Source organism: Pseudomonas sp. BYT-1 (genome assembly GCF_023611805.1).
Lineage (GTDB): Bacteria > Pseudomonadota > Gammaproteobacteria > Pseudomonadales > Pseudomonadaceae > Aquipseudomonas > Aquipseudomonas guariconensis.
The window spans coordinates 5502903-5523885 of sequence record NZ_CP072559.1 but is presented as its reverse complement, the minus strand read 5'-3'; the positions used below and the strand labels follow the sequence as shown (position 1 = coordinate 5523885).

The following is a 20983-nucleotide window of genomic DNA, read 5'->3' as shown; positions in this document are numbered from 1 at the left end:
CAGTTCATTCGTCCACACGTACTTCTCGGAACATGCCCATTTCCATGTGGAACAGTAGGTGACAGTGATAGGCCCAACGTCCCAAGGCATCTGCGGTGACGCGATAGCTTCGTTTTGAGCCAGGTGGCATGTCGATGGTGTGCTTGCGAACCATGAAGTTGCCGTTCTCGTCCTCCAGATCACTCCACATACCGTGGAGGTGGATGGGGTGAGTCATCATGGTGTCGTTGACCAAGGTGATGCGAAGACGCTCGCCATATTTCAACCGCAGCGGTTCAGCGTCGGAGAATTTGATACCGTCGAACGACCACGCGAACTTCTCCATGTGGCCGGTAAGGTGCAGTTCGATTGTCCGTCCAGGCTCTCGACCATCGGGATCGATGAAGGTGCTCCGCAGATCGGCGTACGTCAGCACTCGACGCCCGTTGTTGCGTAGGCCAATTCCCGGATCGTTCAGCTTTGGCGTTGGCGACATAGTCTGCATATCGACCAGTGGGTTGTTGGTCTCGGAAGCCGGATGGCTTTGCATTGCGCCGCTCATGCCGGCCATGCCTTCATTGCCCATCCCAGTCATCTTGCTGTGGTCCATACCGGCCATGCTGCCGTGGTCCATTCCAGCCATCTTGCTGTGATCCATGCCGGCCATGCTGCCCTGGTCCATGCCAGCCATGCTGCCATGATCCATTCCGCCCATGCTGCCGTGGTCCATGCCCATATCGCTCATGGCGATGATCGGGCGTGGATCTACCGCCGGTACGGGCGCTTGCAAGCCTTCGCGAACTGCCAGGGTGCCTCGGGAATACCCGGTACGGTCCATGGATTGCGCGAAAATCGTATAGGCCTGTTCGTTTTCAGGCTCGACGATGACATCGTAGGTTTCAGCAACGGCGATCCGGAACTCATCGACCGATACGGGTTTGACGTACTGGCCGTCGGCAGCCACAACCGTCATCTTGAGCCCAGGAATCCGGACATCGAAATAGGTCATGGCCGAGCCGTTGATGAATCGCAGGCGGATCTTCTCGCCGGGCTTGAAGATACCCGTCCAGTTGCCGTTCGGAGCTTGGCCGTTCATGAGGTAGGTGTAGGTATACCCGCTCACATCTGCGAGGTCGGTGGGGCTCATCTTCATTTCAGCCCACATCTTCCGATCCGCTACAGCGGCCGACCAGCCTTTCTCGCTCACGTCGTCAACGAAGTCGCTGACCGTGCGCTTGTGGAAGTTGTAATAGTCGGACTGCTTCTTGAGTTTGGAGAGCACCCGCGCCGGGTCCTCATCCGTCCAATCGCTGAGCATGACGACGTAATCGCGGTCATATACAAACGGCTCGGGATCCTTAGCATCGATCACCAGTGCGCCATAGACCCCAGACTGCTCTTGGAGGCCTGAGTGGCTGTGATACCAGTAAGTGCCGTTCTGGTGGACCTTGAACTTGTATTCGTACATGCCATCGGGAGCGATGCCGTGAAAGCTCAAGCCCGGCACACCGTCCATATTGGCGGGCAGGATTATGCCGTGCCAGTGAATGGAGGTGTCCTGTTTCAACCGGTTGCGTACACGCAGCGTCACGGTGTCGCCTTCGCGCCATCGCAGGATCGGCCCAGGCACGGAGCCGTTGATGGCCATGGCCGTACGAGCTGCCCCCGTAATGTTGACGGGCAGTTCACCGATATACAGGTCGAATTCATTGCCGCTGAGCACGTTCGGTTGGCCAGGGCTGGTCACAGCCCAGACCGGCGCGCGCCACATGCCGAGCCCACCCAGAAGTCCGGTAGCGGCCAGGCCTTTGACGAATGATCGTCTCGTGGTTTTGCTTTGCATGCCGTTGCGTCCAGTCAGGTAGATCGCTGATATCCAGGCTGCTCGATGGCGCAGCCCTTGGGTTCGTTGGAGCTCTCACCAGTCTCGTAGACTTTCGCTACTGCGCGAGGCTGATGAGAGGCCGTAGTCTGAAACTGCCATAGTTCAGATTCCGGAGTGATTACATTTCTGTAAGCTCGGATCAGCAGCTCTCGTGGCCGACATGCTTGCTGGACTGTGCGGCGACCGGCGGCTGCTCTTTCTCCTGCTGCGCAACCTGATAGGCCTGCATGGAGTTTTGGCGAGCCGCTTCCATCCGCGCAAAGGTCCGGTCCGCGCCGCCCTCTGCCAGGGCGATGCCTGCCATGCCGAAGGTAACGACCACCACAATTGCTTTGACCATGTTCATCTGGAGATCCTCAGTGGGTTCTGCGCCTCATGGCGTCAGGTACAGGGTCAAATTAGCCTCGCGGTGCTGTCAGAAAACTGATCGCGACATTACTTTTCCGTCAGCTTCTGGTTGGGCGTCTTTTTTCCTGCAAACTGGAGATGCACTCCGCGTGGATGAGAGCAGATGAAATTACTCGTAGCCGAAGATGAGCCGAAAACCGGTGTCTACCTCCAGCAAGGCCTAACAGAGGCTGGCTTCACTGTAGACCGGGTGATGACAGGCACTGACGCCCTGCAACAGGCGCAGAGCGAAGCGTATGACTTGCTGATCTTGGACGTAATGATGCCGGGGCTCGATGGCTGGGAGGTCCTGCGCAAGATCCGGGCAGCGGGGAAAGACGTGCCGGTCCTCTTTCTCACGGCCCGTGATGGCGTAGATGATCGCGTTAAAGGCTTGGAGCTGGGTGCTGATGACTACCTTGTGAAGCCCTTTGCGTTCTCTGAGCTGTTGGCTCGGGTCCGCACACTGCTGCGCAGAGGCAACGGTGGTTCTGCTCAAACCACCATGAAGATGGCGGACCTTGAGGTTGACCTGCTCAAGCGCCGGGCTACGCGAAACGGCAAGCGGATCGACCTTACTGCCAAGGAGTTTGCCCTTTTGGAGCTGCTCATGCGCCGACGCGGGGAGGTGCTCCCCAAGTCGCTGATCGCTTCTCAGGTCTGGGACATGAACTTCGACAGTGACACCAACGTGATCGAGGTCGCGATTCGCCGACTGCGGGCCAAGATTGATGACGACTTCGCGCCAAAGCTCATCCATACCGCCCGAGGCATGGGCTACATGATGGATGTGGCAGAGTGATGCGCCCGCAATCATCGCTCGTCAAGCGACTGACCCTGATGTTCATGTTCGCGGTGACTGCTGTCTTGGTCGTTGCCGGCGTGGCTTTCTACGGGCTCAGCCAGCACCATTTCCGGATGCTGGATGAGCAGGCGCTCTCCGAAAAGCTGGAGTCAACGCGTCATATTCTGTCCATTTCAGCAGCGCGAGGCGAGCTCGGCGATCAGGAGCAGCAGCTGCGGGCATTGCTCGGCGCACATCAGGATCTTTCGGCGAAAATCACCAAGGCTGACGGAACGACCCTTTTTTCAGACTCCAAAGCCTCCCAAATTCCTCAGCGGTTCGAGCAGGCGCGCCAGGGTGCGGTCTGGGAGTGGCAGGATGAATCGCAGAACTTCCGCGGTATCACCGCCCAGTTGGCCATCGCGGGCGAGCCGGAACCTGTGACGGCGGTGCTGATGCTCGATGTCACCACTCATGCCCATTTCTTCCACACCTTGCAGTGGTGGTTCGGGATCGGCTTGGTGATCAGTGCAGTGGTGAGTGCAGGCTTGGGCTGGGTCGTGGCCAAAAGCGGGCTTCGGCCTGTCGGGCAAATCACCAAAGTGGCGACCGCGATGTCAGCAAGATCGCTCCGCGAGCGCATTCCCCTGAAGCCCGTACCGATTGAGCTTCAGGAGCTCATCCTGTCTTTCAACGGGATGCTGGGACGATTGGAGGATGCATTCGTTCGGTTGTCCAACTTTTCTGCCGATATCGCTCACGAGTTGAGAACGCCGGTCAGCAACCTACTGACCCATACTGAAGTGGTGCTCACCAAGAAGCGTGACCTGGATGCATATGAGGAAAACCTCTATTCGAACCTGGAAGACCTCAAGCGCATGTCGCGCATGATTGACGACATGCTTTTCCTCGCCAAGGCGGACAACGGTCTGATCGTGCCCGAGCAGATCGATGTGGACCTCTCCGAACTCGTATACAAGCTGTTCGAGTACTACCAGTTCCTGGCTGAGGACCGGGGCATTCAGCTGACCCTCCAAGGTCGTGGCAAGGTTCGTGGCGATCGCCTGATGATTGACCGAGCGCTTTCCAACATTTTATCGAACGCGTTGCGCTACACCCCGGAAGGCAACGAGATATCAGTGCAGATCGAGCAAACACGTGAAACCGTGACGCTATCCGTACGTAACAGCGGAGTAACCATCGATCCTCAGCACATTGGCAAGATCTTCCACCGGTTCTATCGGGCCGATCCAGCCAGACGCGAAGGCGGGCCAAGCAATGCAGGCCTAGGCCTGTCGATAACACGCTCCATCATCGAGGCTCACAGCGGACGAATTTGGTGTACTTCAGCGGAGGGTGTCACAACCTTCTTCATCAGTCTCCCAGCCTCCATGCGGTTGGTTGGTGCAGCCCCAACCCCTTAATGGTGAGTTCATCCCGGTAACCTATACTCGCCCATCCTGATTCTTATCGTGGCGCTTCCGCTTAACGGGATGGCGGGCATCGATTCGGCGACTGAACCTTGCCCAATGCAGACCATGGGCATGGAAATGATGGCGGGCATGGACCATGCCTGCTGCCAGGACCAAGACCTGGGAAAGACTGGTGACCATACCAATCCTGCAAGGTAGGCCAGGAGTGCAGGACTGCCAGCACAGTGCAGCCCAGCTTCCTAACGCCTGGACTGACTATGCCAAGCCACGACCGTAACCGTCCGGCCAACTCACCTTCCTGACCCCGACGCCAAAGGCGATGGTGTCCACCTAATTTTGATCTGACCCCCAGACCTTGGACATCATCAAAGGGGAAGGCATGGAAAAATACACAGAGCTGGTGAAGCTCTCAGCGGTGAAAGACTACTGCTCGGGTAGCGCAGGCCACAGAGAGGTCGCGCACCGACATGGGGTTGATGTCTCGTCCCTTCGGAAGTGGATCGCGGCGTACCAGGCGCTTGGTGAGGCGGGGCTGAAACGCAAGAAAAAGAAACACTACAGCCCCGAGTTCAAGCTAAACGTATTGCAGCGCATGCGTGATGAAGAGCTGTCTTATCGTCAAACGGCCGCACTGTTTGACATTCGAAAATTCGACATCATTGGCCAGTGGGAACGTCGCTATGATGAGGGCGGTTTAGATGCATTATCCCGGCATCCAGGAAGTGGACTTCATAGCAAAATGGCGAAAATCCCCCAACCTTCTCAGCTCGCCTCTACGGACGACGAAGATCGCACCCGCGATGATTTGCTGGTCGAATTGCAGCAGCTGCGGATGGAAATAGATTATTTAAAAAAGCTAGAAGCCTTGGTTCAAGCAAAGGAACGATCTGCGCAGCCGAAAAAGCGCAAATCGTGATGGAACTGAGGCAGAAATATCATTTAGATGGCCTTCTGAAACTGGCAGGCCTCGCCCGCAGCACGTTTTATTATCAACAAAAGGTGCGACAAGCGGGTGATAAGTACGCGATGCTTAAAAGCTGTATTCGCTCGATTTTCGATGAGCATAAGGGGCGGTACGGGTATCGCCGTATCACTGCTGCCGTCAGGCGGGGCGGCCACCTGGTGAACCACAAGACTGTCCAGCGCCTCATGGGCGAGCTTGAATTGAAAAGCTGTGTACGCATCAAAAAATACCGCGCTTACAGAGGAGAGGAAGGTCAGATAGCGCCCAACCTACTGAAGAGAAAATTCGTGGCAAAACGGCCAAATCAGAAATGGGTAACTGACGTGACAGAGTTTCGAGTTGGCCAGCACAAGCTTTACCTCTCGCCCATACTCGACCTCTACAACGGCGAAATAATCGCCTTCAAGACTGCCAGGCGACCACTTTTCGACATGGTCGGCACAATGCTGCGGCAGGCTTTTGAGCGACTAAAGCCTCGTGATAAGCCGATCCTACATTCAGACCAGGGATGGCAATACCGCATGCCAATCTACCGACGTGTCCTGAACGAGCATGCGGTGAAGCAAAGCATGTCTCGCAAAGGCAATTGCTATGACAATGCGGCGATGGAAAGTTTTTTTGGCACCTTGAAATCTGAGTTCTTCTATCTGAACAAATTCAATAACCTAGAAGAGCTTGAAGCCGGGATAGCAAGCTACATACACTACTACAATAATTCGAGAATCAGGCTAAAGCTGAGTGGCCTGAGCCCTGTGGAGTACAGGACTCAAGCCCGGCGGGCATAGAAGGCGTCCAACATTTCGGGGTCAGATCATTTAAGTGGACACCATTTCTAGCCTTTTAAGCGGGTCTTTCCATGCAGTCACAACGCCGTTCCTATTCAAAATCCTTCAAGGCCCAAGTTGTCCAAGAGTGCGCCCAGCCCGGCGCATCGATTGCCAGCGTCGCGCAGAAGCACAGCCTTAACGCGAACCTCGTACATAAATGGATTAGGGTACTCACGAACAAAACTATGGCGCTGCAACCTGCTTTCATTCCAGTGCCCTTGCCGCTAGCCGGAGGACATTCGCAGGCAGCTTCATCAAGTATCTGCATTGAAATCCAGCACCCGCGTGGCACCGTCAAAGTGAACTGGCCGACCGAAAGCGCTGTCGCCTGTGCCACCTTTCTGCGAGACCTGTTGGAATGATTCGGATCGATGCCATCTGGCTTGCCACCGAGCCTATGGACATGCGCGCCGGTACCGAGACCGCGCTGGCCAGGGTGATCGCGGTGTTCGGTGTGGCGAAGCCGCACTGCGCATACCTCTTCGCTAATCGCCGTGCCAACCGAATGAAAGTCTTGGTGCATGACGGTGTGGGCATTTGGCTGGCAGCGCGACGATTGAACCAAGGCAAGTTTCATTGGCCCGGCATCCGTCACGGATCGGAAGTCGAACTCGATAACGAGCAACTTCAAGCCTTGGTACTGGGTTTGCCGTGGCAGCGGGTCGGCGCAGGCAGCGCGATCACAGTGCTTTAGCCCCTGCCATTAGCCCATCGGTTTATCGCTGTTGACGACCTGCTCTGACACAATCAGCGGCATGACTTCCTCGCCCAATCTCGACCAGATGACACCGGAACAGCTGCGCGGCTTGGCCGAACAGGCTATGCAGTTGCTGTCCCAGGTCGACTCCATGAGCCAGAAAATCCAACGCCTCGAAACGGTCAACGAGCAACTGGCTCATGAAATCGCCATCCTCAAGCGACACAAGTTCGCCAAGCGCAGCGAGCAACTGAGCCCCGACCAAGGCAGTCTGCTTGATGATCTGCTCGATACCGATATCGCAGCTATCGAAGCCGAGCTGAAGGCAGCCAATCCGCCGGCCGCACCGGCCGAGCCACGTCATAAGCCCAAGCGTGCACCACTGCCGCCGCAGTTTCCGCGAACCGTGATCCGTCACGAACCAGAGAATACTCAGTGCGTGTGCGGCTGCCAGCTTCAGCGAATCGGCGAAGACGTCAGCGAGAAGCTCGATTACACTCCGGGCGTGTTCACAGTTGAGCGGCATGTGCGTGGAAAATGGACGTGCCGTCAGTGTGAAACACTGATCCAGGCGCCTGTACCGGCCCAAGTGATCGACAAGGGCATCCCGACCGCAGGCCTTTTGGCCCACGTGATGGTGGCGAAGTTCGCCGACCATTTACCGCTGTACCGGCAGGAGAAGATTTTTGGTCGGGCCGGACTGCCCATCGCCCGTTCGACACTGGCGCAATGGATCGGACAGACCGGTGTGCAGCTCCAGCCTCTGGTCGATGCGCTGCGTGAGCATGTGTTGGCCCAGGGCGTGATCCACGCCGATGAGACCCCGGTTCAGATGCTCGCACCAGGCGAAAAGAAAACCCACCGCGCTTACGTGTGGGCCTATAGCACCACGCCTTTCTCGGCCCTAAAGGCCGTGGTCTACGACTTCAGCCCCAGCCGTGCCGGCGAACATGCGCGTAACTTCCTGGGCACGTGGAACGGTAAGCTGGTCTGCGATGACTTCGCCGGCTACAAGGCCAGCTTCGAGCTGGGCATCACCGAAATCGGCTGCATGGCCCATGCACGCCGCAAATTCTTCGACCTGCATGCAGCCAATAAAAGCCAGTTGGCGGAGCAGGCGCTTCACTCGATTGGCGGGTTGTATGAAGTCGAGCGACACGCCAAGGAAATGAGCGACGAAGCCCGCTGGCGATTACGTCAGGAAACAGCGGTGCCCATCGCTGAAAAACTGCATGAGTGGATGTTGGCCCAACGCGAACTTGTGCCCGAGGGTTCGGCCACGGCCAAGGCCCTGGATTACAGCCTTAAACGCTGGGTAGCGCTGACGCGCTACCTGGAAGATGGTGCTGTGCCCATCGACAATAACCAGATCGAGAATTTGATCCGGCCGTGGGCGCTTGGGCGCTCGAACTGGTTATTTGCCGGGTCGCTGCGCAGTGGAAAAAGGGCGGCGGCAATCATGAGCCTGATCCAGTCGGCGCGTATGAATGGGCACGATCCGTATGCCTATCTCAAGGATGTACTGATGCGGCTTCCGACACAGCGGGCGAGCGAAATCACGCAATTACTCCCGCAGCATTGGATGCTTGCCTGAGGCAGGCTAAGTGGACTTCGCCAAATAGTCAGCTCAAAGGCTGATTGGCATCAACAATTCGGAAGCGACTTTTCTCAGCATGTAGGTTTCGCGCAGAATTGACTGCCCCATCGAAGACTCGTGACGCTGCATGACGGCTTCATTGTGTGCGATGGCTTCATGCAGGTTGATCCAGACAGGCCGCATACCATTAGCGATTTCGTGGCTTTCCATTCTCACCGGCTCTAGCTGGGGCGCTACTTCGCATTGATAAAAATGCGAGGTCATGTGCATCAGATCGTACTGTGGCTTTTGGTAGGGCCGGTACTCCTCGATGTAACCGTAGTGCTGGAGCACCTGTATTTCACGAGCACCAGTCTCTTCCTCAAGCTCACGCTTCAGGCCTGCGACAATGTCCTCGTCACCATCAAGGCCGCCTCCAGGAAAGCTGAAATCGTTATAGCGCTCGGTGAACAGCAACAGGATCTGTTCACCCCGCATCACGATGCCGCGAGCTGCATGTCGACGGAATACTCTGCCCTGCTTGGATTTCAGCTCGGGGTGAACAATTTCAGTTATGAGTTGCATGTGGTCTCGTAGCGGCAAGATCAGTTAGTCATCGTCCAGGGTGGCCACGGTATTTCCTCAGTTCTGGAAATACTGTGGCCAGTGGAACTGGCTCAGCGAAGCAGCAATAAGGGTACAGTGGATGTACGCAGCATCGTCGTGGTCGTGCTGCCTATCAGAAACTGCCTGATGCGTGAGTGCCCGTACGCCCCCATGACCAAGAGGTCAATGCCGTGCTCTGCCTGATACGCATGCAGTGTGGACTCTACTTCGCCTGGGCGGATCTCGGAATGCACCAGCGAGCCGGAAGACGCAAGCGTGGTTCGTGCCTTCTCCAGCGCGTTCTGGTTGTCTTCAGAATCCGTTCCAACCATGACGATATGAATTGGCAGGCCTTCGCACAGCGGGCTTGAAGCAAGCATCTGTAAGGTCTTGTGGCCTGTTGCGCTGCCGTCAAATGCCACCATGACCGTTTCAGGTTTCCTGAAATGGCTGGTTGTAATCAGGGTGGGGCGGTGGATAGTTCGGACTATCGCTTCAATCTGGCTGCCAAGACTTTGGGCACTGCGCGTGCTGTCCTCACCGACTCTTCCAATCACCAGTAACCGAATATCGTCTTGGAGATCGCTCAGGCTCTCGACGAGATGGCCATGGCGCTGCTTCATATCAGGTGACATGGCGCCAGAGTGAACTGTTCGCTCGCGAGCTTTTTCAAGCATGTGCTGCCCATGCTCCAACGCCAGTTTTGCCCGCTGCGCATCCAGCATGGCCAACTCTTCCAGCAGATGTTCTCTGCTACCGAGACCGATATTGCCGCTGAGGTCAGCGGATGCAGGATATTTCTCCTTATCCAGCACATGAAGCAAGGTCAGGGGAGCGCTGAGTCGTTGCGAGGCCCATGCTGCGTAATCGCAGACCGCCAATGAGGATTGTGAGTTATCAATGCATGCCATTACGCGGGTCATTGTCGTTCTCCTTAGTGGCTCATGAGCTTGTCGATGGCACCGGGTTTGTCATGCACGCCGAAGCGGTCAACGATTGTCGCGCTGGCTTCATTGAGACCGAGCACTTCAACCTCAGCGCCTTCGCGTCGGAACTTGATCACGACCTTATCCAGCGCTGCGACGGCGGTGATATCCCAGAAATGCGCCTGTGTGAGATCGATGGTGACCTTGTTGAGCGCCTCCTTGAAGTCAAAAACCTCAGTGAACTTGTCCGCAGAGCTAAAGAACACCTGGCCCACGACGCGGTAAGTCCGATGCGATTTCGTCTCTTCAAGAGTGCTCTTGATATCCAGGTAGTGCCCGACCTTGTTTGCGAAGAACAGGGAGGCCAGCAGCACACCTACCAGTACGCCGTAAGCCAGATTGTGAGTGGCCACGACGACCACGACGGTCGCCACCATGACGAGGTTGGTCGACAGCGGATGCTCTTTCAGATTACGCAAGGAATCCCAGCTAAAGGTGCCGATGGACACCATGATCATCACAGCCACGAGTGCCGCCATAGGGATTTTGGAGAGCCACTCGCCAAGAAATACCACCATCAGCAGCAGGAAAACGCCGGCACACAATGTCGAGAGACGGGTGCGGCCACCAGATTTCACGTTGATGATCGACTGGCCGATCATGGCGCAACCTGCCATGCCGCCAAGCATGCCGGCAGCGATGTTGGCCACACCCTGGCCTTTGCACTCGCGGTTTTTGTTGCTGGTGGTGTCGGTAAGGTCGTCGACGATGGTCGCGGTCATCATTGATTCGAGTAGACCCACTACTGCCAACGCAGCCGAGTACGGGAAAATGATGCGCAGGGTTTCAAAATTCAGCGGAACTTCAGGCCAGAGGAAGATCGGGAGCGTATCAGGCAGTTGGCCCATGTCACCGACGGTGCGGATATCCAAACCGAGGTAAATGGCGATGGCAGTCAGCGTCAGAATGCACACCAATGGAGAGGGAATCACCTTGCCGATTTTCGGTACATACGGGAACAGGTAGATGATTCCCAGGCCCGCAGCGGTCATGGCATAGACATGCCAGGTGACATTGGTCAGCTCAGGCAATTGCGCCATAAAAATCAGAATCGCTAATGCGTTTACGAAGCCGGTGACTACCGAGCGTGAAACAAAGCGCATCAACGAGCCGAGCTTCAGGTAGCCGGCAAGGATTTGAAGTACGCCACATAGTAGCGTCGCGGCCAGCAGGTACTGGAGTCCATGCTCTTTTACCAGCGTAACCATCAGCAGTGCCATGGCGCCTGTCGCCGCCGAGATCATTCCGGGGCGCCCGCCGACAAAGGCGATGACAGCACAGATACAGAAGGAGGCGTAGAGACCGACTTTGGGATCTACCCCGGCGATGATGGAAAAGGCGATGGCTTCCGGGATCAGCGCGAGTGCGACCACCAGCCCCGCGAGCACGTCGGCACGGACGTTGGAAAACCACGTTTGTCTAAGTTTTTGCAGCATATAAATATCCAAGGCAAAGCATCGCGCACGCCAAGGGAGTGGCGAGCGAATCGATACAAATTCAAATTTTGAGGATTTTTTGCTGTGTGCTTAAGGTGTAAAACCAGGCGTACAGCAGTGAGCACCCGCGAGCGAGGCTAGCGGAAGCAGGTTGTTGCGAGGGGGCGTAGCGCTAAGGCGGCGTAGGCTGCCAGTAGATCGTTTGGAGTACAGTCATGCTGATGTTCCTGTAGCTCAAGGGGTATGCGGAGCCGAAGTATACAATGAAGCCATCGTCGATTGCGACCCGCTGGCAGGCTCTGCATGACCTACGTCAGTACAGGCTTATTCAATGGGTATACCTGCGGGCAAGGCTTTGTTTTCCACCCGTTCTTGTCCGAGCTGGTCTGTGTGCTGAGGGGTGAGTTGGCCAGACGGTTACCCACGACCTGCCGATACCTATGCTGTAGGCATAGCGACAGGTTCTCCCCCCCGATCCATGGCGTCCTCCCCGCGTCTGACTCCCTCTTAATTTCACACCATCGTTCTGCGTAGCAGCGGGGCGATGGCACGCGGCTGGGCGCTGATCTGTCGAGGAATCATTTTCATGACTCCATAACGTTTTCAGGGACGGATCCAAGCTGAGCCTGCACAGCTGAAGGGCTTGAACGTAGGAGACAAGGTGAAATTTGGGTTCCGTATGGGGGGAAGCGTCGCGAAATCGTGAGCATTCAGAAGCAGTGATTTTCCAGCCTTAAATGATCGGGCAGGCCTTCGCACCGAGATGCTGACCACTGTCAGCAATGCGCACAGGCCTGTATGACCTGCGCAGATTCCTGCGAAGCAATGACTGCGTAAGCGAATTTCGCCAAACCTCCGCCTGCTTTCCATGCGCCTGATAAAAGATTTGGGTACGTCGATAACCGGCGTGCCTAGGGAGACAGGTAGACCGCTTATGGGCATGCGTTCTGGCAGAGCCTAGCTTGGGCAGCTAGCCAACCAAAGGCGCTGCTGTACAGATCTGGTAGCAAAGAAGCCCGCCTCGGCGGCGGGCTATCAGATGTCTCCAAGGGGAGGCTGTAGGCCAACAAGTCTCGGAGCAAGCGCTTGTAGGATACGCCTCTTGGCTCACGCCCACCAGCCAGCTCGACGGGAGCGAATGGTCCTGCGTTCTGACGGCATTTGAAGCGGCTTATGTGGGCCACGTCAATCGGCAGGGCAATCCGCCAAGACAAAGCAAGCTGGTTATCCCCAGGCGGTATACCCTCAGGGAGAGTCAAAGGCAAAGCTAGGGGTAAATCTAGCGGGTACTCACATTTGAGGGCAGAATCACCAGCTTCGCCTACATTGCACTGGGTTGAGGGGAAGGTGGTGGGAGCAGAGCTAGATCGGGTAAAGGATCGCAAAAGGAGCAGAGCGTTAATCGAAGACCTCTACCTCGACGCGAACCGAGTTTACGTAATCCACTACTCCTGCGAATCGTTTTATCAGAACGATACGGGGGAGTCGAAACGTGTGACCTCCATCGCCACACGAAACCTAAAAACCGGCCAGACCAAATCATGGTCCATCCATAAAGAAGCAGAGCTCAGCAAACAGCTCTCCAGCATGCAAGCAGAGCTCAATAAATTCGAAAAGTCGATGCTCAAAGGCTTTTTCCAATGGCTTGATAAGCACAAGGATTGCCGTTTCCTGCACTGGAATATGCGAGACGAAAATTTCGGGTTCTTTGCGCTTGAGCATCGCTTCCGGGTACTCGGCGGCAAACCCGTAGAGCTGCCGGATGACAAGAAGGTTGACCTTGCGCGTGAGCTGGTTGCGTTGTATGGAAGAAATTATGCCCCGCATGCCGATAGCAAGGGAAGGAAAGGCAGGATCATGGCATTAGCTGAACTCAACAATGCCAGCGACCAAGACGCGCTGCCGGGCGCTGATGAGGCTGCCGCCTTTGTGAACGCTGAGTACATAAAAATGCATCAATCGACCTTGAGGAAGCTCGATATGTTTGCGAACTTCTTCGAACGGACACATGACAAGTCCTTGAAGACGAAATCCAAATGGTACGAGCGGAACGGGGTGCACCCTGTTGTGTTGATTGAAATCGTCAAAGACCATCCGATCTACACGACAGTTATCGTACTGAGTGGCCTTGCCATAGCTGCCGTCAATTTCAGCCGTTTCTTGGAGCTTTTCAACTAGCTCCCCGTATCGGGTTCTGCGCTGTAGCGCAAGCGCCAGTTCACCACTCTTTGGGCCTCATTAGGAGGCCTGTAGGTGTATACGGGACTCGGGACGATTGGATTTAGAGAATTAAAACTCTCGCAGCGTTTAATTCCACGGGCTCCAGCCCGACGCCCGTAATTACCCCTTTCATTGGACCACACCTCGTCGGGGACGCAGCCGCTTGCCGTATGAAGGCAATTAGCCATAATCTTCGCCGGTGGCCGAAGCCACGTACAAAAACCAAGCATGGAGTAGCCTGATGAAAATCGTTTACCTCGTGATCGCAGCAGTCCTGTCGTTCTCCTCGGTCACTGCCTTCGCACATAGCGGCGGTACCGACTCCAAGGGTTGCCACACCAACCACAAAACGGGCGAGCGCCACTGTCACTAAGGCGGTCCGCAGGTCCTTCAGCGCTGGTGTTCTTGACCCTGAGGATGCCAGCCATAGAAGCAAAGCCAGCAGCTAAAGCAAGTTGCGAATACCCAGTAGCGCCACCAGGTGGCCGGGGTAGAACCAATAGCTCCACTGTTTGACAGGCACGACCTTGAACGGCAATGGGGCCCAGAACAGCGCCAAACCGAGCAGAGGTGCAAGAGCGGCGGTCGACAGTGCGAGGATGGCGAATGGTTCTAGTTGCGCTGCTTGCTCGAACAGGCCAGTTCGAGAGTTGGCAGCAGCACAGAGTGCGACGGGCAGTAACGCGAAAAGTTCGGGGCGCTTGATCGCGAGCACCAGAGCTGCCGGCACGAACACTCCATAAAAGCCGAACATCAACGGCTCGCTCAGCAAATAGGCAGCCAGAATCGCCCCGCCGGCCAGTACCAGGCTTTCGAGCGTCCGGTGCTGCACTCCCCAAGCGACCAGCAGACCCAACGCCAACGTGACCAGGACGTTGAATGTGCCTGAGGTGCTGACCATCCGGTATGGCACTTCTGATAGCGCCGCAAACAACACCAAAAGGGCGAGATACCGGCCATTACTCCGGATAAACAACTCACCAGGCTGGTTCCGCGAAACGTTGATGGCCACCGCCAAACAGAACAAAGGAAAGGACAGTCGGCCTAAGACAAACAGGTTACTGGTAGCCGGCCAGGCCAACCGCATGTGATCGAGCACCATCGTAATCAAGGCGATCCACTTGATCAGGTCCTGGCCCGTGTGCCGCTCTCTGTGACGGATGGGATCTGACGTCACGGCATGCTCCCGAGTACCAAAAGAGTCAGTAGCAAGTACCGCCCACCCTTGGCCAAGGTCACCAACAGTGTGAACCGCCAAAGTGGCTCGCGCATGACCCCGGCTACCAACGTAATTGGATCGCCGATAATGGGTACCCAGCTCAATAGCAGTGACCAGTATCCATAGCGCTGGTAGAAGACTTGTGCCTTCTCCAGCTTGGACTCCCTAATCGGGAACCAGCGCTTGTGCTTGAAGTGCTCGACGCCTCGACCCAAAAACCAGTTAACCACGGAACCCAGCACATTGCCGGCGGTAGCCACCGCGACAAGCGCCACGGGCAGGTACAGCTCAGACACTAGCATCGCGGCCAGCGCGGCTTCTGACTGCATGGGTAGCAGCGTGGCGGCCGCAAAAGCTGCCAGAAACAGGCCGAGGTAGCTGGTGAGCTCGAACACGGCCCTACAGGTACTTGGTAATTTGCTTGAATTCGTCCAGGGCCGATCGATCGCCCTTGCTCAAGGCTGCAACCGAGTCCTCAAGACAGTGGTCGATATGGTCCTGGATGAGCGTGCGCTTGGCCTGGCAGACGGCCTTTTCAACCGCATGCAGTTGCTGGGCAATGTCTACACACTCGCGCCCATCCTCGATCATGGCAATGATGCTGCGCAGATGGCCGTCTGCACGCTTCAGGCGCTTGATGATCGCCTCATGGCTCTGGTGAGTATGGGCATGGCCCTGTTCATCATCGTGCTGGTGATCATCGGACATATCTTGAGTCTCTGTCGGCGATACATTACGCTGGCGATGCTATCCCCCCCAGGGGGTTAGGTCAAACGTGCAACGTTGCTGTTGAATCAGCGTCATAGGCATCTGAATGTCCCGTCGTTTCCTGTCATCAGCCATCCTCGTGGCTTTGGCTATGGCCGTTATGCTGGCCTGGACGGGGCACGCCTATTCGTTGGCAGTACCGACTCAAGTCGCTGCCCAAGAAGCAGGGAACATGAAGCATGGGCATGACCATGGCGAGGCCTCATGGAGCTGCGCGCATTGCACTGACCACTATCATGCCCCGCTCACGCCCGACCACCAGCACGAGACCCCTCAGCTCTCTTCTGCTGCGCAACTGACACCTATCTTCGGCCCGTCCATGCCATTGGCCTGGTCAGGCAACTCGGTACCACACCCGCCTATCTTCCGAATCGAACGCCCACCTCGTCCTGCTTTTGCTTCCTGACCCTGGCCGCTTTGCGGCTCTCGATCACTGCAAAAAGGATTGATCCATGCGTTTACACTCGATAACGGGTGGGAGCTTGCTCGCTGTGCGTGCACGCCATCCCATCTGCCTCTTGTTCCTGTTCGTCGCGTCATTGCTTATCGGCATGCCGGAGGCATTGGCACACGCCGTAGCGGAAGGCGACAAGGGATTCATCCAGGAAAGCTCGGGGGTCATGCTGATCCCGTTCATCTACATGGGCGCCAAGCACATGATGACGGGCTATGACCACCTGCTGTTCCTGTTCGGCGTCATCTTCTTCCTCTACCGCCTCAAGGACGTGGGCCTCTACGTCACGCTATTCGCCGTTGGACATTCGGTCACGCTGCTGTTCGGCGTGCTTACTGAGATCAGCATCAGCTCCTACATCATCGACGCGATCATCGGTTTCTCGGTGGTCTACAAGGCGATGGACAACCTGGGGGCCTTCAAGCGCTGGTTCGGTTACCAGCCGAACACCAAAGCCGCGACGCTCGTCTTCGGCCTGCTGCATGGCTTTGGCCTGGCAACAAAGATCCAGGAGTACGAAATCTCGGCCGACGGCCTGATCCCCAACCTCATTGCTTTCAATGTCGGGGTTGAGATCGGTCAGTTGCTCGCGCTGAGCGCCATCCTGATCGTGATGGGCTTCTGGAGAAGAACCGGTGGTTTCTGGCGTCACGCCTACACCGCCAACGTTGCCATGATGAGCGCCGGTTTCCTGCTGATGGGTTATCAGCTGACTGGCCTGATTGTTACCGCTTGAGGATTCTGAACATGTTCAACTCCCCACTTCCTTCGGCAAACGAACTGCCGAGCAGCCGTCAGCTCATTCGATCCACCGCCATCGCCTTCGCTGCCGCGATGGGCCTTCTGGTCACCGTGGTCATGCCTTCGGAGTATGCCGTCGACCCAACAGGTCTGGGCCGAGCCATGGGTCTTACCCAGATGGGCGAGATCAAGATCTCCCTCGCCCAAGAAGCCTTGGCCGATGAGGCCGCTACGAAAGCCGCTGTACCTGCGCCGGCAATACCGGCACCGGTTCCCGAGGCTGCTCCCGCTCCGGCTCCACAAGTTGCAGCGGTGCAGCCTGCCCAGCAAGCAGTGCAGCCAGCGGCAAAAACCGACGAGGTCAGTTTGACCCTCAAGCCAGGCGAAGGGCGCGAGATCAAGCTCGAAATGCGTAAGGGAACTGTCGTTGCATATGAGTGGAATGCTTCGGGACCGGTCAACCACGACACCCACGGTGAAACCTATGACGCGGCCCAGGGCGACTTCCACAGCTACAGCAAGGGTCGTCAGGTGCAAAGCGACAAGGGTGAGCTGACTGCGCTCTTCGACGGCACCCATGGCTGGTTCTGGCGCAACCGTACCACGGGTAACGTCACCATTGTGCTGAACACGACTGGCGACTATCTCAACCTGAAGAAATGACGCGTGGTCGAGGCTCACTAGAAGTGAGCCTCGACCTATCAATTTTTTGATCTCACCACTGTGGAACCTACGACATGACCATCAAACTGCTACGTTCGCTCGCTGTAATCGGTCTCCTCGGCCTGCTCGTCGCATGCGGCGATGCCGAGCCAGAGGTGTCGAACGATAGCGCGGGCCATGGCCACGCTCACGACTGATACCCCGGTTAGAGCCAAGGAAGGCTCTATCTACCGCTCCTCAGGATGACGGTTGATACGTTCGCCAGTCATCCCGCTCGTCTCAAAAATCGCCTGCTGATTACTGGTCTCTTGTATAGGGGGGTGGGGTATGACAATCTCCGCGCCAATATACATAGGGGGAGTATGGTATGGGCCATCTCGCATCGAACAAAGAGGCGCTGCTCAAGCGCGTCAAACGCATTGCTGGGCAGGTGCAGGCAATTGAAAAAGCCCTTCAGGAAGAAGAGGACTGCGCCAAGACCCTGCTACTGGTGGCATCGGCCCGTGGAGCGATGAATGGGTTGCTGGACGAAATCATCAAGGATCACGCCAGGGCGCACGTAGCTCACCCGTCACTTACTGACGAAGAGCGCAGCAAGGGCGTAGAAGAACTCCTGGAAGCCATTCAGCGGTACTCAAAATGACTTCGGACATCCAAGCTATGAGCACGACGGCAACCACCCATGACCATGTTTTTCTCGGTGCCTCCCATGAAGAGAATGCGAAGCGCACGCTCTGGGTCGTGTTGCTGACCGTTGTAATGATGGTGGGTGAGATTGCCGCAGGCTACATCACCGGATCGATGGCCCTACTCGCCGACGGCTTCCACATGGCCACACACGCTGGTGCGCTCGGCATCGCGGCCGCTGCATACGCGTATGCCAAGCGACACGCCACCAACTCTGGGTTCAGTTTTGGTACGGGCAAGGTCGGCGATCTGGGTGGGTTTGCTTCGGCGCTGATCCTGGGACTCGTTGCCCTGGCAGTGGGTGCTGAGTCGATCGTCCGTTTGTTCCAACCGAATGAAGTGCAATTCAGCATCGCGATTGGTATCGCGATAGTTGGCTTGCTGGTGAACATCGTGAGTGCGTTGCTGCTGGGCCACGGGCACAACCATGATCACGGGCATGACCACCACCATCACCACGATCATGGCCACGGGCACGGCGACAACAATCTGCAATCGGCCTATGTGCATGTCCTGGCCGATGCACTGACCTCGGTCCTTGCGATCGTCGCACTGCTGGCGGGCAAATACCTTGGATGGGTCTGGCTCGACCCTGTGATGGGCATCGTCGGCGCCGTTGTTATCGGGCGCTGGTCCTGGAACCTGATGAAAGTGACTGCCGGCGTCCTTCTGGACAAAACTGATGATCACGTAGCGCAGGAAATCCGCGAGTTCATTGAGCAACCGGGTGACGTCCGCATCTGCGATCTTCACGTTTGGCGCGTAGGCCCCGACGCCCACGCCGCTATCGTCAGCGTTGTTGGCAAAGCCGCAACCAGTGTTGAAAGTATTCGTGAGCGGCTGTTGCCGGTTCATGAAATTCGGCACCTGACCGTCGAAATTCACCAAGCCTAATCTGTGGATGCGGGCCGCTGAGGCGGCCTGCACTCACGCGCCACAATCCTGCCCACAGGTAACTCATCCATGGCTTCGCAGATCGAGAACCCTTGTATTTCACTCTGTCAGTTGAAGGGCGATCTCTGTGTAAGCTGCGGACGGTCGAAAGATGAAATCCGCAAGTGGAAGCGCATGAAACGTCCGGAGAAGATGGCCGCCGTACAGAAAGCCAGTGCGCGGCTGAAGGCGCTCAAGAAATAGCACCGACCCAGCGACTCTCCACCGCCCTGGATGGAGGGCGCTATCGCCGTGGCCATTTCCGGTGGAGCTCATCAATGACAAACGAGTGCGCATGAGATTTTCCATCAGCGACATGAGGATGATCTTCCGAAAGATCGTCGTGCTGATGCGACACAACCTCGTGCTCATGGTCGGGATGCCAGATCCATTTGCTCAGTGTCCACGCAAACCCAGCGAGTAGACCTAGGCCAACGAACGCAGCAGTGAGGCTGACGCTGGCTCCCAGCCACCCGGCCAGCGGGTAGGTAATCAGCCAACAAGCATGAGACAAGGCGAACTGCGCCGCGAACAGCGCTGGTCGATCCTGAGCCGAAGAAGATCGACGCAAGATCCGCCCCGACGGCGTTTGTGCCAGGGAATATCCAGCGCCCAGCACCACCCACAGAACAACCAAGGCCGAATAACTGGAGACGAAAGCCCCGATCAGCAAACCAGCCACCAGGATCGCTCCGCCGGCAAGCATGGCCTTACGATCGTCCAGACGCTCAAGAAGTCGCGGAAGCAGCATGGCCACCACCATCGAACCGCCACCGAAAGCCATCAACGCCATGGCCATCGCGCTCTGATCCAGCCCAAGCTTCGCCTGAACCAACACGACCGTATTCACGATAACCATCGCGCTGGCTGCAGCAATTGCGAGGTTCAAGGCCAGGAGGCCGCGCAGGCGCGGGGTACGCAGGAAGATCCGTAGGCCTTTGGTCGTCCGCTCGTAGATGCTCCGCTTGGGCCCGCGAACGGCTACCGGCAATACCGCTGAAACCACCATCGCAGCTGACACGAGGAAACCCACGACGGTGCCACCGAACAGGCTGTGGAAGCTGACCACGGTCAACAGGGCTGCCGCGAGCATCGGGCTAATAACACTCTCCAGGTCATAAGCCAGGCGCGAAAGTGATAGCGCCCGGGTGTACTCACGCTCGTCAGGGAGGATGTCAGGAATGGTGGCCTGGAACGTTGGCGTAAACGCGGCAGATGCAGACTGCAGCACGAAAATCAGCACGTAGATCTGCCAGATCTCGGTGACAAACGGGAGTAACAGCGCCACGGCTGCCCTGACCAGGTCGAGGGAGACCAGCATGGCTTTTCTGGGTAGGTGTTCGGCAAACGCACCGGCAATCGGCGCCACGCCAATGTAGGCCACCATCTTGATCGCGAGCGCAGTGCCCAAGACGGCGCCGGCCTGCGCGCCGGCTAGATTATAGGCCAGAAGCCCAAGCGCTACGGTCGCCAGGCCGGTGCCGATCAAGGCAATCACCTGAGCAATGAACAGGTGCCTGTAAGTGCGGTTTTTCAGGACAGATAGCATGGCACCTCCGTGCACGGCTGGAGGCGATCTCTATCGCCTGAACTTCATCAGATCGACAACAGCGTATCCCCCCCAGGGGGATATGGTCAACGCGATTCCATACGGCTCGACACGCTCGATGAATACCCGTTGCATTTGGACGAAACTGGCTTAATGTAGGAAAAGATACATTTTATGTTGAGTTTTCTA

The 20983-nt window shown here is 56.8% G+C and carries 23 protein-coding genes and 1 pseudogene; 15 read left to right on the top strand and 9 right to left on the bottom strand.

Annotation, left to right across the window (positions count from 1 at the left end):
* Nucleotides 1–4: 4 nt before the first annotated feature.
* Nucleotides 5–1822 (bottom strand): copper resistance system multicopper oxidase, encoded by a 1818-nt coding sequence (locus J5X93_RS25940; RefSeq protein ID WP_012316927.1) that lies wholly within the window; start codon nt 1820–1822, stop codon nt 5–7.
* Nucleotides 1823–2003: 181 nt separating this feature from the next.
* Nucleotides 2004–2210 (bottom strand): co-regulatory protein PtrA N-terminal domain-containing protein, encoded by a 207-nt coding sequence (locus J5X93_RS25935; protein WP_012316926.1) that lies wholly within the window; start codon nt 2208–2210, stop codon nt 2004–2006.
* 165 nt (nt 2211–2375) lie between these two features.
* On the opposite strand from J5X93_RS25935, the gene J5X93_RS25930 reads away from it, so the two are divergent.
* The 6 genes from J5X93_RS25930 to tnpC all read left to right on the top strand — a co-directional run bounded on the left by J5X93_RS25930 (nt 2376) and on the right by tnpC (nt 8550).
* On the top strand, nt 2376–3053 hold the full coding sequence (locus J5X93_RS25930; RefSeq protein WP_012316925.1) for a heavy metal response regulator transcription factor: 678 nt from the start codon (nt 2376–2378) through the stop codon (nt 3051–3053).
* The gene (locus J5X93_RS25925) at nt 3053–4459 is read left to right on the top strand and encodes a heavy metal sensor histidine kinase (RefSeq protein ID WP_012316924.1); all 1407 of its coding nucleotides are present in this window, start codon (nt 3053–3055) and stop codon (nt 4457–4459) included. The genes J5X93_RS25930 and J5X93_RS25925 overlap by 1 nt, the downstream gene beginning before the upstream one ends.
* A 388-nt stretch (nt 4460–4847) precedes the next feature.
* Nucleotides 4848–6217, top strand: a protein-coding gene (locus tag J5X93_RS25915; protein ID WP_228759684.1) for an IS3 family transposase whose coding sequence is annotated in 2 segments (ribosomal slippage) — nt 4848–5331 and nt 5331–6217 — 1371 coding nt in all. Because the reading frame shifts where the segments join, the coding sequence is not laid out codon by codon here.
* Between the two features lie 71 nt (nt 6218–6288).
* The gene (gene tnpA, locus J5X93_RS25910) at nt 6289–6621 is read left to right on the top strand and encodes an IS66-like element accessory protein TnpA (protein WP_009684096.1); all 333 of its coding nucleotides are present in this window, start codon (nt 6289–6291) and stop codon (nt 6619–6621) included.
* Entirely contained in the window at nt 6618–6953 is a 336-nt protein-coding gene (tnpB, locus tag J5X93_RS25905; protein ID WP_009684097.1) for an IS66 family insertion sequence element accessory protein TnpB, read from the top strand. The genes tnpA and tnpB overlap by 4 nt, the downstream gene beginning before the upstream one ends.
* 61 nt (nt 6954–7014) lie before the next feature.
* The gene (tnpC, locus tag J5X93_RS25900) at nt 7015–8550 is read left to right on the top strand and encodes an IS66 family transposase (RefSeq protein WP_009684098.1); all 1536 of its coding nucleotides are present in this window, start codon (nt 7015–7017) and stop codon (nt 8548–8550) included.
* A 33-nt stretch (nt 8551–8583) separates the two neighbouring features.
* Here the strand turns inward: tnpC and J5X93_RS25895 are convergent, their stop codons facing one another.
* The 3 genes from J5X93_RS25895 to J5X93_RS25885 all read right to left on the bottom strand — a co-directional run bounded on the left by J5X93_RS25895 (nt 8584) and on the right by J5X93_RS25885 (nt 11560).
* Nucleotides 8584–9117 carry an NUDIX hydrolase gene (locus J5X93_RS25895; RefSeq protein WP_009684099.1) on the bottom strand — a complete coding sequence of 178 codons (534 nt, stop codon included), beginning with the start codon at nt 9115–9117 and terminating at the stop codon, nt 8584–8586.
* A gap of 92 nt (nt 9118–9209) precedes the next feature.
* The gene (locus tag J5X93_RS25890) at nt 9210–10061 is read right to left on the bottom strand and encodes a universal stress protein (RefSeq protein WP_012316922.1); all 852 of its coding nucleotides are present in this window, start codon (nt 10059–10061) and stop codon (nt 9210–9212) included.
* Between the two features lie 11 nt (nt 10062–10072).
* Nucleotides 10073–11560: a SulP family inorganic anion transporter gene (locus tag J5X93_RS25885; protein ID WP_009684101.1), complete on the bottom strand. Its 1488-nt coding sequence runs from the start codon at nt 11558–11560 to the stop codon at nt 10073–10075.
* A 768-nt stretch (nt 11561–12328) separates the two neighbouring features.
* Here J5X93_RS25885 and J5X93_RS28670 point away from each other — a divergent pair.
* The 3 genes and pseudogenes from J5X93_RS28670 to J5X93_RS25875 all read left to right on the top strand — a co-directional run.
* A pseudogene (locus J5X93_RS28670) lies at nt 12329–12397 on the top strand (four-helix bundle copper-binding protein); the annotation flags it as partial.
* 657 nt (nt 12398–13054) lie between these two features.
* Nucleotides 13055–13738 (top strand): hypothetical protein, encoded by a 684-nt coding sequence (locus J5X93_RS25880; protein WP_177336881.1) that lies wholly within the window; start codon nt 13055–13057, stop codon nt 13736–13738.
* Nucleotides 13739–14021: 283 nt separating this feature from the next.
* Nucleotides 14022–14153 carry a YHYH domain-containing protein gene (locus J5X93_RS25875; RefSeq protein WP_016489890.1) on the top strand — a complete coding sequence of 44 codons (132 nt, stop codon included), beginning with the start codon at nt 14022–14024 and terminating at the stop codon, nt 14151–14153.
* A 72-nt stretch (nt 14154–14225) separates the two neighbouring features.
* On the opposite strand, the gene J5X93_RS25870 is transcribed toward J5X93_RS25875, so the two are convergent.
* Genes J5X93_RS25870 through J5X93_RS25860 form a run of 3 tightly spaced genes read right to left on the bottom strand, consistent with a single transcriptional unit; the run spans nt 14226 to nt 15707 of the window.
* Nucleotides 14226–14957 carry a TraX family protein gene (locus tag J5X93_RS25870; protein ID WP_012316919.1) on the bottom strand — a complete coding sequence of 244 codons (732 nt, stop codon included), beginning with the start codon at nt 14955–14957 and terminating at the stop codon, nt 14226–14228.
* Complete coding sequence (locus tag J5X93_RS25865) at nt 14954–15394, bottom strand: YqaA family protein (RefSeq protein ID WP_012316918.1); 441 nt, start codon at nt 15392–15394, stop codon at nt 14954–14956. Before J5X93_RS25865 ends, J5X93_RS25870 begins: the two co-directional genes overlap by 4 nt.
* A 4-nt stretch (nt 15395–15398) precedes the next feature.
* A complete protein-coding gene (locus tag J5X93_RS25860) occupies nt 15399–15707 on the bottom strand; it encodes a metal-sensing transcriptional repressor (RefSeq protein ID WP_012316917.1) in 309 nt (102 codons plus the stop codon).
* Nucleotides 15708–16219: 512 nt separating this feature from the next.
* Here J5X93_RS25860 and J5X93_RS25855 point away from each other — a divergent pair.
* The 6 genes from J5X93_RS25855 (at nt 16220) to J5X93_RS25835 (ending at nt 19449) form a co-directional block, all read left to right on the top strand.
* Nucleotides 16220–16957, top strand: a complete 738-nt coding sequence (locus J5X93_RS25855; RefSeq protein ID WP_012316916.1) for a HupE/UreJ family protein — start codon at nt 16220–16222, stop codon at nt 16955–16957.
* Between the two features lie 11 nt (nt 16958–16968).
* Nucleotides 16969–17625, top strand: a complete 657-nt coding sequence (locus J5X93_RS25850) for a hypothetical protein (RefSeq protein WP_012316915.1) — start codon at nt 16969–16971, stop codon at nt 17623–17625.
* Between the two features lie 74 nt (nt 17626–17699).
* Nucleotides 17700–17822, top strand: a complete 123-nt coding sequence (locus tag J5X93_RS28350) for a hypothetical protein (RefSeq protein ID WP_016489889.1) — start codon at nt 17700–17702, stop codon at nt 17820–17822.
* A gap of 170 nt (nt 17823–17992) precedes the next feature.
* Nucleotides 17993–18268: a metal/formaldehyde-sensitive transcriptional repressor gene (locus J5X93_RS25845; protein ID WP_012316914.1), complete on the top strand. Its 276-nt coding sequence runs from the start codon at nt 17993–17995 to the stop codon at nt 18266–18268.
* Nucleotides 18265–19206 carry a CDF family Co(II)/Ni(II) efflux transporter DmeF gene (gene dmeF, locus J5X93_RS25840; RefSeq protein WP_012316913.1) on the top strand — a complete coding sequence of 314 codons (942 nt, stop codon included), beginning with the start codon at nt 18265–18267 and terminating at the stop codon, nt 19204–19206. Before J5X93_RS25845 ends, dmeF begins: the two co-directional genes overlap by 4 nt.
* A gap of 69 nt (nt 19207–19275) precedes the next feature.
* Complete coding sequence (locus J5X93_RS25835; RefSeq protein ID WP_012316912.1) at nt 19276–19449, top strand: DUF1289 domain-containing protein; 174 nt, start codon at nt 19276–19278, stop codon at nt 19447–19449.
* A 40-nt stretch (nt 19450–19489) separates the two neighbouring features.
* Here the strand turns inward: J5X93_RS25835 and J5X93_RS25830 are convergent, their stop codons facing one another.
* Complete coding sequence (locus J5X93_RS25830) at nt 19490–20794, bottom strand: MFS transporter (protein ID WP_012316911.1); 1305 nt, start codon at nt 20792–20794, stop codon at nt 19490–19492.
* Between the last annotated feature and the right edge of the window lie 189 nt (nt 20795–20983).